This is a genomic window from Sphingobacterium sp. UBA7855, from assembly GCA_002500745.1.
GTDB lineage: Bacteria > Bacteroidota > Bacteroidia > Sphingobacteriales > Sphingobacteriaceae > Sphingobacterium.
Genome location: DLST01000012.1, coordinates 137667 through 152506 on the forward strand (window position 1 = coordinate 137667; position 14840 = coordinate 152506).

Annotated in this window: 10 protein-coding genes; 3 read left to right on the top strand and 7 right to left on the bottom strand. The window is 41.3% G+C overall.

Features of this window, described 5'->3' with window-relative positions; genetic code table 11:
* Window positions 1-26 precede the first annotated feature (26 nt).
* Entirely contained in the window at window positions 27-2015 is a 1989-nt protein-coding gene (gene nosZ / locus B2107_RS10990) for a Sec-dependent nitrous-oxide reductase (RefSeq protein WP_293955679.1), read from the bottom strand.
* A gap of 58 nt (window positions 2016-2073) precedes the next feature.
* Window positions 2074-2550, bottom strand: coding sequence for a c-type cytochrome (locus B2107_RS10995; protein ID WP_293955680.1), 477 nt, complete (start codon window positions 2548-2550; stop codon window positions 2074-2076).
* Window positions 2551-2812: 262 nt separating this feature from the next.
* Between B2107_RS10995 and B2107_RS11000 the strand changes: the two genes are divergently transcribed.
* From B2107_RS11000 to B2107_RS11010, 3 genes are all read left to right on the top strand, one after another.
* A complete protein-coding gene (locus B2107_RS11000; RefSeq protein WP_293955681.1) occupies window positions 2813-3424 on the top strand; it encodes a Crp/Fnr family transcriptional regulator in 612 nt (203 codons plus the stop codon).
* A 40-nt stretch (window positions 3425-3464) separates the two neighbouring features.
* Entirely contained in the window at window positions 3465-4700 is a 1236-nt protein-coding gene (locus tag B2107_RS11005; RefSeq protein ID WP_293955682.1) for a hypothetical protein, read from the top strand.
* A gap of 400 nt (window positions 4701-5100) precedes the next feature.
* A complete protein-coding gene (locus B2107_RS11010) occupies window positions 5101-5433 on the top strand; it encodes a hypothetical protein (protein ID WP_293955683.1) in 333 nt (110 codons plus the stop codon).
* Window positions 5434-5621: 188 nt separating this feature from the next.
* Here B2107_RS11010 and B2107_RS11015 read toward each other — a convergent pair whose 3' ends face one another.
* From B2107_RS11015 to B2107_RS11035, 5 genes are all read right to left on the bottom strand, one after another.
* Window positions 5622-7184 carry a DUF4832 domain-containing protein gene (locus B2107_RS11015; protein ID WP_293955684.1) on the bottom strand — a complete coding sequence of 521 codons (1563 nt, stop codon included), beginning with the start codon at window positions 7182-7184 and terminating at the stop codon, window positions 5622-5624.
* 43 nt (window positions 7185-7227) lie between these two features.
* A complete protein-coding gene (locus B2107_RS11020; RefSeq protein WP_293955685.1) occupies window positions 7228-8442 on the bottom strand; it encodes a SusE domain-containing protein in 1215 nt (404 codons plus the stop codon).
* Between the two features lie 120 nt (window positions 8443-8562).
* The gene (locus B2107_RS11025) at window positions 8563-10209 is read right to left on the bottom strand and encodes a RagB/SusD family nutrient uptake outer membrane protein (protein WP_293955686.1); all 1647 of its coding nucleotides are present in this window, start codon (window positions 10207-10209) and stop codon (window positions 8563-8565) included.
* A gap of 11 nt (window positions 10210-10220) precedes the next feature.
* Complete coding sequence (locus B2107_RS11030) at window positions 10221-13217, bottom strand: SusC/RagA family TonB-linked outer membrane protein (protein WP_293955687.1); 2997 nt, start codon at window positions 13215-13217, stop codon at window positions 10221-10223.
* Window positions 13218-13605: 388 nt separating this feature from the next.
* Window positions 13606-14835, bottom strand: coding sequence for a glycosyl hydrolase family 28 protein (locus B2107_RS11035; protein WP_293955688.1), 1230 nt, complete (start codon window positions 14833-14835; stop codon window positions 13606-13608).
* Window positions 14836-14840 lie beyond the last annotated feature (5 nt).

A 14840-nucleotide genomic window follows, 5' to 3' on the forward strand; every position in this document is an offset into this window, starting at 1 on the left:
TGTAGTTTTCATCATCATAGGTTGCATTAATTGGTTTTCTCTTGCGGTTGGTTAGTTCCTAAACTATAAATCAGCGGAACGTTGTTTCCTTTTTTTGATATGCGGATATAACCCTGCATCTCTTGATGTAGCGCACTACAAAAATCAGTACAGTAGAAAGGAAACACACCTACTCTATCCGGAATCCATTTCAACGTCTGTGTCTCTCCTGGCATAATGAGCAATTCACCATTCTTTGCACCTTTGACAGCAAAACCATGTGGCATATCCCAGTCCTGTTCAATGTTGGTCACATGGAAATAGACTTCATCGCCAAGCTGTACGCCCTCAATATTATCCGGCATGAAGTGTGAACGGATGGATGTCAGGTATACATGTATCTGATTACCTTTACGCTCGACGCGTGCATCTTTATCTCCTTTGGCGACATATGGGCTGGTGTTTTCTTCAATTTTAAAGATTTTCACACTTTTATCTTTTACCTTCTCAGCCTTAATGGCTTGCGCATAATGCGGTTCCCCAATCGTCGGAAAGTCTAACAACAACTGCATTTTGTCTCCCGAGATATCAAACAATTGGGCGCTCTGCGCCAACTCAGGTCCAGTAGGAAGAAAGCGGTCTTTCGTGATTTTATTATACGCAATAACATATTTGCCTTCTGGATTTTTGGTATCTCCTCCCGGTATCATCAAATGACCTGTTGAGTAAAATGTTGGTGTTCGGTCTAGCACCTTTAAATCTTTAATATTCCATTTGACCAATTCGGAGGACACAAAGAATGAGGTAATTGCATTTCCTTTACCATCGAATTCCGTATGTAGTGGGCCTAAACCAGGCTTTTGTACTTCACCATACAGTGCAGATTCGTATTTTATAATTGGGATCCCACCGAATTTACCTTCAAATTGTTTTTCCTGGATTGCTTTCTGCATTTTAGCAAATGAAAATACAGGTATGACAGCAGCCAATTTACCCGATCCTACGATGTATTCTCCGGTAGGATCAACATCGACACCATGCGGAGATTTAGGACAAGGAATATAGTAGCATAGCCCCTCCAGTTCCTCCGCCTTCAATACGACAGTTTCTGTGTTGAATGTTGTCTTCGCAGTATGGGACTTCTCGTCGTAAGTGTTATGGGCATACTTCAAACCAGTTACCTTTCTCCCCCTTCCGGCTTTCAAATATTCTTCGGCTTTTTTCCAGTTGACGGCTAATATAAAGTCCTTATCATTTTTGGAGGCATTAACTTCCAGCAATGTATTTGCCTGTTCAGTATTGTAGGTGGAGAAGAAAAACCAGCCATGAGAAGTCCCTTTACCGGCTCGGCTCAGGTCATAGTTTACACCGGGTGTCTCAATCTGAAAAGCTAATTCCATGTTGCCATTATCCTTGCTTACGCTGACAAAACTCAATGTTCCGCGAAAATTCTTTTTGAAGGTATTGATAGGTACATCGCCAGACTCGCCGTCAAGCGGTACCGAAAATCGGGTTCCTGCGACAACATATTCGGTGTTTTCAGTTATATAAGGTGAGGAGTGGTTTCCACCGCTATTCGGGAGCTCGAGGACTTCTGCCGTACGAAAAGTTTTCAGATCGATCCGGGCAATACGGGGGGTATTGTTAGCATTGACAAATACCCAACGACCGTCGTAGTTTCCATCTGTTTTGGAAAGCTGCACATGGTGTAAATCATCCCAGGGTACATTGCCATGGGACGTTTCGAGCATCGGTTTAGTCTCTTCACTAAAGCCCCAGCCCTTTTCAGGGTCTAGTGAAAAAACGGGGATTACACGCAGTAATCTGCCGGATGGAAGCCCGTAAACGGAGAGCTGTCCACTAAATCCCCCAGATACAAAATTGTAAAATTCATCGTATTTCCCTGGGGCAACATACACCTTCTCCGCGGCATCGCCACTCACGGCGGATCCCGCTCCTTTGGGTTTACAGGCATGGAAAGTCGACAACATTGCGCTCGCCATTAAGCTCGTCAATATGTATTTTGTTAAAGTCATTCTATTCTTATTTTAAGGTTAATACCTATGCAGCTTTGTTGATTCTTATTCAGCTCTATTATTTTACGCCATCATTTTGTCGCATAAACTCCAATACCTTTCGGGCTTCCTCATCCGTTAGATTCTGGTTGGGCATTCGGACCATACATAATTCAAGTTGTGCCTGTAATTCAGGATCCTTATCGATCATCGGATCAGGGTTCGTGATAAAATTCATGATCCACTGTGGCTTTCTCCGTTGTGTCACGCCTTTCCACCCGGGGCCTACCAGCTTTTCGTCGGTAAGCTTATGACAGGAAGCACATTTTAAATCAACAATCATTTTTCCGGCTGCGGCCATTGGCGCATCCAAATGTTCGCCGATTTCAACCTGGTCAAATTTTCCCTCACCTCGGTGTGGATCATATCCACTGGCGTCATTTGCCGTAGCTCCAGTTTCGTTCGCACTGTTGGCAACTGTTTTTTTCTCGCCATTGTTTGATGAACAGGAGTAGATAAATAATCCCATCAAACAGCATACAATTAGCTTTCTCATCTTATTTTGGTTTTGTGTTCAAACTTGATTGTGTTTTACGTAATCCAAAGGTATAGGGGAAGGTTGTAGCTATTTTATGAGGCAAATCATAAAGTGCTTCAGTTTCAAAAAAACCACCGATAAAAAGACATAAAACACTATATATAAAGCCATTAAAGCGAAATTGATTTTAATCACTCATTCCTGTGACCAACATCAACATCTATTTTTCGATGTTGCTATATCTTTATTCCGTATAGTTAATTTTAACTAATGTCGAACGATGATTCCAAGCGTAATACTTCTCGAAAAGGGAGCGAGCAGCATACATGCCGATGTTGGTGAAATACTTTTCCGCGAGGACAGCATGGCGTTATTTTATTATCAGGTATTAAATGGACGAGTTCGTCTTTCTAATTTCTTGTCCGACGGCCGAGAAGTCCTCCATAACGTGATCTGCGCCAACGAGGGATTTGGTGAAGTGGCCATATTAGACAACGGACTGAATACAGTAACAGCAATTGCAGACAGTTCATGTACTTTGTTGAAGATCAGTTCAAAAAGATTCTTCGAAATCATGCATGAATACGGTCATCTACATCATGTAATTTCACAAAAGATCGCCCGTGAGCTGCACTTTAAACTATTCATGATCAAATTAATTTACAATCGCTCACCTGAAGAAATCCTGTCCAATCTGATTCACAAATTAAATGAAAGCAAAAGACTCGTTTGTCAGGAATGCAACCGACTTATGCTTACGCGCCAACAATTGGCTAATATGACTGGACTACGAGTAGAAACAATCATCCGGACAATGAAGCAAATGGAAAAGGATGATAAATTAAACATTGTCCGCGGAAAAGTCTTTGTTCCCGCCGATGGCATAGATTGAACGCTGAAACAACCATACCGCGTTCTGAAAAAATCAACATATGAATAAAATAATGAACTATTTAAGTATTAAGAAATGGATTGTCATTACCCTATTCAATTTGCTTATCGTCGGTATTTTGGGATTGATTATGCGTTTAAAATTTTTATTTCCCATTCCCTGGATCGACCAGAAAAACATCATGCACGCACATTCGCATTTTGCATTTTCAGGCTGGGTATCCCAAGCGCTGATGATCTTTCTCGTGATGGCCGTTCTGGAAATAAAAGTCAATCAAATTTTATGTAGAAAATATCAGCATATCCTATTGGCCAATTGCTCAGTTTCTGCAGGTATGCTTATTTCCTTTTTATATACTGGTTATAGTATATATTCAATTATATGGTCATTCTTATCAATCCTTGTCTCTTATTGGTTTTGCGCTCAATTATTCAGGGATCTTAAATCATCTATGCTTCCTCCAGCTCTTTCGATTTTAATAAAGGCGGCCCTATTTTTCAATATATTTAGTTCATTTGGAACCTATTTTCTCGCCTATCTCAAAGCGACCCACCAAATGGATCCATTAAAACAACTTGCATCGGTCTATTTCTATCTTCATTTTCAGTACAATGGCTGGTTTTTCTTCGCTTGTGTCGCCCTACTTGCTGGCTGGCTGTATAAACATGGTGGTAAAATACCCATGAGCCCGCGTTTCTCGCTCACCTATGCCATGACTGTTATACCTACCTATTTCCTATCCGTGCTATGGTGGAAGAATCTACCTCTTTGGTTGTATATCATTATCGTTATGACAGTCGGATTGCAATTTGTTCTTTGGGTAACCTTAGCAAAAAGAGTCGTCAGACTGATCCGAAACAATGCTTCACTTCGCTTAAACCAAGACACAGCAAAGATTTGGTTATGTGTCCTAGCGGCTATTTTCCTCAAGCTGTTATTACAGGGTCTGTCCGTCATACCTGCGCTGAGTCAACAAGCTTATGGCTTTCGGCCAATTGTCATTGCTTATCTGCACCTCGTTCTTTTGGTGATCATTACCCTCTTTTTAATTGGTTATGCTTTTCAGATTTGTCTGCTAAAAATCGAAAAAGGCGTTCACTACGGTATTTACGGTCTACTTATTGGAATATTTTTGAATGAATTTGTATTAATGTTACAGGGGATAGGTGGATTTCTGCATTATCCTATCGCTGGAACACATCACGTGCTAGCATTCGCAGCTGTTGTTATTGTTGTAAGCCTCTACAGGATAATGCGAACCCAATTGCGCAAATAATGCAAATGGCATAAGCTTCATGGGCCGGTAAATGCCCCAAATTAACGAGTTTAGTATTCATGAAGTTCTTCAATTTCAACATCAATTTAATAACCGTATAATTTTCTGATGATTAGAGGATGCCTGTACGCAATGCAAAGGTTAGTTTATCCCATTTTTTTTAAGGACTTAACAACTTCGCTACGGCTTTGACTGTAGCTATGGTAAGCCTGATTTTTGCTGACAATCGCATTAACTTCCTGAGAAAAATAAATATCGACTGAGTCGCTGCGAATAATAGATCGTCTCTCGCGAATACTGATCGTTCACCTCACGCAATTTTCTTGTTCTTACTTTTATTAGGAGAGAATTAAAATATGCTCAAAGGGCATACATTATTTAACAAAAAAACTTAAAAACAATGAAAAAGTTAGTGATGAGTGTGATAGCCATAGCTACGCTATCAACTGCAGCTTTCGCCAGCACAGATGCAAACGCACCCAAAGAAAACGTCAATGTAAAAAGAACTGCTTACAAGGTAGCCAAAACCAATGTAGATGCTAAAACCACTGCCAAAACAAAAGATGACAATTCGAGGTTGATTAGATGTGTCTACGTATTAAACGTATACAATAGTAGTGGCGAAGTGGTAGCTACGCATACTTCAGAAACGTATGTAGAAAACTCATGTTCAGGATTCTTCGGAAATTGCAAAACGATCTACAGGCATATGCTAGCCAATGGCGAACTATAGTCTGAGAATTATTTCGTTCGGATTATAAGATTTTATCTAACCTTAGAATCCGTTATGGGATGTCAAATGGGCTGTGCCCCGGCAATGTAAATAAAAAACCACATCAGAAAGGGGCAGTCCTTCAGGACAGCCCCCTTTTTAACTAAAAAACATCTAACAGTTTTGCATTCTAACCTTTATGCAAACTATTACAATATCTGTACCTCCAATAGCTTTAACCATCCAGTGCTGGTCATATCACCGTTCACCGCAAGCCGTATCCCAGGCTGATTATCATTTGTGGTATCTACGATAGCGACAGCCCAGGTATAGTTCCCCGTTGGAAGATCAACAATAGCTTTCAATTCGTAGGTCATCGGGTTATTTTTAAGCCAGGTCGAAGGTTCTCCTTGATCATCTACAAAAACTTTTTTCACCCTGTTTTCTTCATCCAGGAGTGCAAAAGCAACTTTATATTTATAATTCCACTGGGGAATATTATTAGGGAAATATCCCCAGCCCATATTCCGCCAGCGGTGGTTAATTGTCATTTCTGTCCCCGAATTGACTTTCTCCGGTAAGTAAACACGATCAGGATATAAACGATAGCCACCTTCAGAAATAAAGCGCTGGCATAAGGTAAAAGATTTGGTGAACCAGCTTTCAATTTCACCGATCCGGAAATCCATCATGTTTACCGCAGCTTCCAAGGAACTGTCAAATTCGCCCTGCCGAACATCTTCGGGATGGTCTTGCCTAAATTTACCGCTGGGATCAGTCCAATAACGGTGGGTACCTGTGGTTATCCAACCGCCCTCCATAATAACGGGACGTTTAAAATTCCACACCTTAGCAAAATTCTTCTCCCAGCTTTGGTAATAGTCTGTCATTCCAAAGGCATCTTGACGCAGACTGTAGCCTTTATTGATCATTTTATTCAATAACTTCTCCGAATTGGGGTTCGCAGCTCCACTACCCGACGGGTCACCAACCAGACGATGATAATTAATCAGTAAGGGTACTTTTGTAAAATTCTTGGAATACACATCAGAAATCCAGTCAACAACTTCTTCTTTAATGACTTCAATATTTTGACCAGATGGCTTATTAGGATCTTCATAAATTACACTATGCCCTTCCCCCCACAAACCGAGTCCATAGGCATCGACAAAAGAGGTTTTATTTAAATCGTTAAAATCCTTCGCTAGTTCTTCAATCACCTTGCTATAATATTTCCTAAAAATAGGATCTTGCAGTACTGGTGTTTTTCTATCGGGAAAAGAAGGATTAGCCAAATAATACTTAGCGCCTGCATCGAAAACAAACTGCGGCGTATTTGCACCTTGGTCGCGACCGTCGACAACGATACGAAACGCGATGGGTAATCCTTTATCTTGTGCTCCTTTGATCATTTTGTAGATTGCTGTGCTAGGATCTCTCCAGGCATACACGCCATCTGCAGGATTAAAGGTTCGCCAGCTGGTACGGATATAACAGGCAGATGCATAATCAATCGCTTTGACCGTTTTACCCAAATCGGGCACATAAAATTGGGTATCCCAATAAGAAGGGTTTCCCGAAGCCGAAGCGTACATCACCCAACCGTTTAATGGATTACGAAACATAGAGCTCCTGTTGTAACTGGGTTTTACCAAGGTTCCGGATATATCTTTTTCGATATCAGCATCATTTTTCTTGCATGAAAATGCTAGAAAGCAAAGCATGACAAGACATGCTTTGAGATAGGCTTTTTTATAGGTTATATTTTTCACTTTTAGAAATGTTGAGGTTAACTTGTATTTTTTACCCGATCTCTTATCGTTTTAGTGCCACAATAGTCATATTTCTTAAATCTAGGATCAACACATTTGTGGTGGCGGGAATGGTGAAATATGAATCGCGATTACCTTTTACCGTCCCCCCTCCCATTTCGGTTACTTTTCCCAAAGTGAGAGACAAAGTTTGCGCGACGCCGTCGGACGTAGGCGGAGCACTAAATGCGTAGGCCAGATTTTTGTTGTTACTGTTATCTCCGGTCACAATAAACTTAGTAGTACCAACTTTACCACCAGTATAGACCAAAATTTGAGGATCGGCCAAACTTACCTGACAATTCATTTTAACAGGCGTTCCCCAACCATTAATACTCCCATGCATCCATAAATCCGTCACGGTGGTCGTATAAGGTTGATCTCCTGTCCATATCACCGTTTTTGCGGAAAGTGCTTTCGCCGGCGAATAGATCGTAGCGGTAGCTTTCTGCATATTGACCACGACACGGTACTCACCAGCAGTTTCTATTTTCCAGGAGAATACTGTTTCTCTCATCTTTATCCCGACCGCATTACCATCGTTTATTGCTGCGCTCCCATCGGCAGTAACCACATAATTCGTCTCTCCATTAAATTCGACCGGAATTTCAAGTTCGCCCGGCTGCAAGTTCAATACATAAGCATATTGATCTAAATTTTCCAATGTTTTTGGCAGCTCCACCTTAGTTCCGCCAACGGCGCTACCGCTCAAGAACACTTTATCGGCATCAAAGACAACCGTCTTGATTGGATTTACTGTAATTCTTGCCGTCCTCACCTCAGGTGCTTCAAAAGTACCGCCGCCCTCCCATTGAGCAACTACCCTAAACTCCAGCGTAAAGCTCTTGTTTGTTGGTATACCCCACTTTTCATTGGCCCAATTTTGCAATTGTTCGGAAGTAAAGCTTCTGCTAAATACATTGTCGTCTTCATAGTTAAATATGGCCGTACCCGTACCGAAATTGTTTCCCACCACATCCAACATAGTGCTGTAGCTGACCAAATGATCATCTGACTGTACTCTGGCGGGTTTCCAATTGAATGCGACAATATCTTTGGTCATATTGACCTCGTCAAGCGTAATAATCTCAGCAGAAGGCTGAAGTTCCATTGTCTCATTGACTTTGGGTATATCCTGTATTTCCTGTTTGCAGGATAACTGGCAAAGCAACATGCATAAGAGAAATAAGGTTTTGTATAAATAATTGATAATTTTCATTGATTTATATTTTTGCTAACATTCGGATAGAATCATGCGCTTGACTCGCGCAAATACTTTTTTCATCAGATGGAAAGCTACCGAAAATACGATTAGGATTCGGACAGCCTCCCATAAACATTAATTATAACCCGGGTTCTGAGGGAATGGCGCTCCTGTATTAGCATCCCTAATCACCTGCGGAATTGGCCACAGGATATTGTTATCCGTTATTTTATCCTTTATCGCATTATTATATTTTTTAACACGCTCCACTAGGCTATTGGTACGCACCAAAGTAAAGCGTCTGCTTTCTTCCCCGACTAATTCACGAATACGCTCATCGAGTAGGAAATCCATATTCATCTCAGCGCCCGTAATTTCAGATGCTCCCGCCCTTTTCCGGACCTCATTAACAGCTTGCGCAGCTTTATCAGGCATATTTTGCCCCAAATAGGATTCGGCAAGCAACAGATAGGTTTCAGCCAAACGAAATTTCATACGGTCTTTATAACTACCCGATAGACTTAGATTTTCTGGCCGTCCATAAAAGAATTTTGTAATTGCCGGAAATAAGCTTTTTGTCGTAAACCAAGTTTGCTCAGTAATATTGGCCTTTTTGCCATAAAGTGAGGTCTCGTTTGCGTTGTTATAATACCAGTTGCGTTTTATATTATGGCCTGAATTGCGGATATCATTTGCTTCAAAAATACCGGCCACGTTGCCTGTCGCATTAGTACCCGTGGTGCCAACCCACCATTTCATCGGAACCAGTTGTGCGATACCACGACCGCCCAAGGTATCTGCCAAAACAAATCCTGTAATGGTCGAGTAATTTGGTATCCAAGCCCTACGGGTCCAGTCATCTGAGTTGGTTCCACCACCGATTGTATTGAATTGAAATTGCAATACCCAGATACTTTCTTTGTTACCACTTTTTCTATTTTGATTATTTTCCAAAAATAAATCGCTGAATACATCACCCGGTTTACCGCTATTCACCCCATATCTACTTTTCATAAGGTTATAATAACCACTATTGATAACAGCCAACGCTGCCTTTTCCGCTTCGGAATGATTGCCCTGCAACAGATAAATTTCGCTTAGCAAATGGCTTGCGGCCCATTTGGTCAGCTTACCTTCTTTAACACCGTCCGGATTCGTAGGCAGATTATCCACCGCAAATTTTAGGTCGTCTATCATATGTCCGATGACTTCAGCTTTGGGTGTACGGGTAAAATTAAGCTGAAAATCATATAGAATGGTTTCTACATAAGGTACATCACCATAAAGGTAAATCAAGGTACGATAAGCATAAGCCCGAAAGAAGCGAGCTTCGGCTTGGAAACGTGCTTTATCTTCCGGTGTATCCCAATTGGTGTTTTTCTCGGAATAAACCAGCATTAAGTTAGCAGATGAAATAAGGTTATATGCCCAATTCCAGTAAGTACCCACAAACCGCTCTGACGCGGTAAGCGTGAGGTTAGCAAAAGCCATCAAAGAACCATCACTATTAATTGCGTCGGCGATATCTGTTGATACTTGTAAGGCTTCGTATGGACAGGCGCCATTGTGAATAAAGGCCCCACCTTCACCATAGGTATTGTATTCAGAACGCGTGAGTGCGTATAAACCTGCACTTCCCACTTCGAAACCGTAGGTACTGGTATACGTATTGGATGGTGCCAGTTCAGTTTTTAGCTCTTCTTCCAGGAACTTTTTACAGCCTCCTAAAGTGAACAATACGATAAGCCCTAAACTTGTTGTGATAATATTTTTTATTTTCATGTCCTATTCGATTAGAAATTTATATTTAAGCCAAACATATAAGAACGTGCCGTTGGATAAGAGGCCATCCAGCTATTGTCATAATTGAGCACCTCTCTGATATTTGAAATCGTATTCAGATTGTTGATACTGGCGTTTATATCAATACCACTTACTCCTACCTTTTTAGCAATTTTTTGCGGTAATTTATAGCCGAAGGTGATATTTTTCACCTGCACATAGCTCACCTTTTTATAGTACCCGTGCCCCAATGGATTGAGATAGCCCGGTGAAACAATCGTCGCATTAGAATTCTCAGGTGTCCAATAATTTGCATCGTGTACATAGTTAGTAATTCCGAAAGTCCAGGCCCCCAAATTGGCCATGTGATCGTCACGCCAAACACCAAAGACACCAGTGATTAAAGCAGATGCATAAAAATTATTGTAAGAGAATCGGTTGGCCAGAGAAGCTGTGTAGCGTGGATTTTTAGACCCGATGACCACTCTGTCGCTGGTCTCTATCTTGCCGTTACCATCGCGATCATATAGCTTGGCGGCCCCAGGAGCTGCCCCGTCAACAGTAATGGTTTCTCCATTTTGCCATACACCGATCATTTTATAATCGTAGAATACTCGCAAGGGTTGACCAATAAACCAATTATTAGCAATATCATCTATACCATCCCCTCTTAACTCCACGATTTTGTCTCGATTTAGAGAAAATACAGCAGTCGTATTCCATTGGAAATTTTCGCCTTTAACATTCGCCGAATTTAAAGTGACCTCAATCCCTTTATTTTGAGTTGCACCAATATTGTCCCAAATTCGATTGTACCCATTCATAATAGGTACGGTACGGGTCATCAACAGATCTTTCGTTTTAGAAAGATAGGCATCAATAGTTCCGCCAAACCTGTTGTTAAACAGTTGAAAGTCCAGCCCAAGATTTGTCGAATAGGTCGTTTCCCATTTCAGATTAGGGTTCCCCACACCATCACCAGCCAAATATGCTGTAGTCACCGCAGCGCCATCATCGCCCCAGATATATTTTACATTGGAATATAGGCGGTCTAAAGTGCGATAGGGTGTAATCGCCTGGTTACCGTTGGCCCCATAAGAAAGGCGGATTTTCAGCATGTCCAGCCATTTGACATTATCTTTCAGAAAACGTTCTTCCCCAATTTGCCATGCCGCTGCTGCCACAGGAAAGAATGCATATTTATTGTTGATACCAAATACCGAGGCTCCGTCTGTACGTCCGGTCAAGGTTAATAAATACTTCCCTTTGTAGGCGTAATTTATCCGACCCATATACGACAGCATGGCCGACTCCGACAACGAAGCACTGTTGGAAACAAGACGGCTGGCCGAACCGATCATAAAGTATTCGGTGTCATCGGTTACAAAACCAGCTCCGCTTTGTCCCGTCGACCAGCTTTTTGTTTTTTGCATACTGAATAAGCCGGTTACATCAAAACGATGATCGCCGATCTGCCGCTCATATTTAAGCAAGTTCTCCCAGGTATAATCGTTATAATTAGAATTGTTGATGGAAGCGCTTCCTCCGGCTTGTGTACCCTGATCCCTGCCTTCAAAGGTGTTGCGCCCGTAATAAGTTCCTGTAAATCCATTCCGATAATTATAGCCAAAATTTGATCGTAAGGAAAGACCTTCTATAGGCAACAAAATATTGGCATATCCCGAAAGAAAGAAATTGTTATTATATCTATCCTGAATCGCATTGACGTTACGCATCGGATTGACGATCAATGAGTACTCCATAGGTTCAGGAACATACTTACCAGATTCGTCCTTATAACTACCATAAGGACTTTGCTTAATGGCATGCTCCAAATTTGGTGTAACGCCACCGTCACTTTTTCGGGTATATTGCAACCCTATACCAGTTGTTAGCCATTTATTAAAAGTCTGATCCACATTTGTGGTTATATTTAAACGTGACAACTTGGAATTATACACTACACCTTCTTGATCTAAAGCGGCAAGGGCAGCCATATATTTTGTGTTTTCAGTACCCCCGGAAATGCTCAATTGATGATCCATGGTCAAAGCTTTCCGAAAGACGTAATCTTGCCAATTATTGGTAATGCCTTTCGCATAATTGCCGCGCTCTGTTACGCTAATAATATCCCCGGCGATAGGATCTAATAGCGCTCCAGTATAGCCTTGCCTAATTCGGGCAATGTCTTGTTGGAAGCGGATATATTCATTTGGTCCCATGACATTGATACGCTGCATAGGCTCGGCCATGCCGATCAAACCTTTATAGTTTACTTGCGCTCTACCTAGCGCTCCCCTTTTGGTTTGTATCAAAATAACACCATTTGCTGCTCGAGAACCGTAAATAGCCGATGCGGAAGCATCTTTTAGGATAGAAAGGTTTTCAACGTTATTGGGATCAATATCTGCCAAGGATCCGCTGTAGGGAATACCATCCAAGATAATGAGTGGACTATTATTGGCCGATATTGAATTTTCGCCCCTTATCAACAAGCTTTGTGATGCGCCTGGCGCAGCTTCACCGGTTGTAATGGAGAAACCGGCCACCTGTCCCACCAAGCGATCCATCAGATTGGAGGTTGATACCATACCTAGCTGCTCTTTTCCGACGACAGCTAAGCCTCCTGTTAGATCTTTTTTCTTGGCTGTACCATAACCGACCACAACGACCTGATCCAGCACATTAGTTCCAGACATTTTCACATGAATGACTCCTGATGGATTGACTTTTATTTCCTGGCTATTGAAACCAATATAGGTAAATAGTAGCGTAGCCGTGGGAGCCGCCTGGATAGTAAAATTTCCATTTGAATCGGTCTGTACACCATTTCTCGCTCCCTTAATCATGACCGAAACACCTTTAAGTGCTTCTCCCGCATCGTTAGTCACCTGACCCTTGACTTGCATTTGATCTGCTGCTTGCGAATAAGCGTAATTGGATGCCACCGCCAATAGGGTAGCACTCATTATCCAGCTCCTGAGCCAGATATGTATCTTTTGTATCATTGATTTATAATGGTTAGTTTAAAATTACTTGTGTTCTTTACTGTCCCTTTCTCGTAGAGAACATATATTTGAAATAATTATGCTTCAATAGGCTTGGACTAATTTAACTTCCGCAACGCTTCGATTTCCGACCTATTGACGAAATACAATATTCCAAAAAGTAATGTCATTGGTTTTTGTAAAGTTGGGATTACCCTGCGCGAGCCTGATCACGTGGTCGGGAATAATTTTCATACACATATTTTCCTTTTTAAAATTGGTTAAGACAAAACTATACTGATCACCAATTCATAGGGTTCGTTTTTGTACGAAAATGGTTTGATTTTGTACAAAAGGCAAAAACAGGTGTTTTTGCCTTAAACAAATAAGATTGCGAGCAATTGCATTACTAATTTTTTATTGCCATTACATGATCTAGAACTACCGTATCACTTCGTTGCACATCAATAGCTTCACCCTGCCCTTTATACAGGATGTCTCTGAAACTGGCCTGGGAAATACCGCTGGCTTTTATAGGTTGATGACTGATGACATTCCGCACAAACAAACCTTTCACATGCTCGGCATACTCAACGACTAGGCCTTGCTTTGCCAAGGGACTGATGACCATATTGTCAATAAAAACATTGCTTATCCGGAGTTTACCTACAGGCATAATCCGAATAGAACGGTGTGAAATTGAATAAAAGTCCTGCCAATTCTGGAGATAAATAGTCGAAATATTGTCGATTTCACCCCTGTATATCGAACCACTGACCACATTGACATTTTCTTCTCCAGCGCCCACTCCAGTATCTGTCAAACCGATGTTAATAAAATCGTCTCCACTTCTTCCTCTACAATTTGCAATAAGAATATTTTTACAGCCAAAACGTATGCCCATCCCATCTTGGTTTAAGATCTGTTGGTCAGTTCCATCCACATTCACGGCTTGCCTTACGTTAAAAGTAATATCGCTTATCTTACCATTTGTACAGCGCTCTAGTACCAATCCATGCCCATGATAATCTTTCAATGTAATGCCACTAACCTCAAAAACATCGGTATAAGCCAATATAATGGCGTGATTACGCCAACCACCCTTTTGATTCATGCCGGGTTTGCCAGCATCAGTGCCATAAGATTGGTCAAATCTGCTGGGATTTAGCGATAGTGTTTTATTATGATCTCCGGTAGCTCTTGGATGATCAGCTCCTTCTAGAAGGACATTACCTTTTCCAATGATCTTGATGTTTTTTAATGGAGATATAGTATTGATTCCCAGTCCTGCATTCGCAGAACGAATAAAATTATCCCGACATTTATCAGAAAGCTTAATGGTACAGTTATTCAATTCAAGTTCAAAATCACCAGGAAGTAAAATGGCCTGATCAATGAGCCAAATACTTTTTTTAGCTATGGCGTCATACTTCGGTATGACTACTTTTCCGGTACTATTTTTTGCCGCATTTATAGCCCTCTGTATTCGCTCAGACTGCGTTCCAGTTTTATAATTATTAGGGCTGATATACATTTCATCTACCGCTTGGTTGAGAGCTGCTGTCAACTGCAACACATTACATAAGCAAATAAAATAGCTCAAGAGAAGAACTCTTCTAAAAATTATTATTTTCATCATCGTTA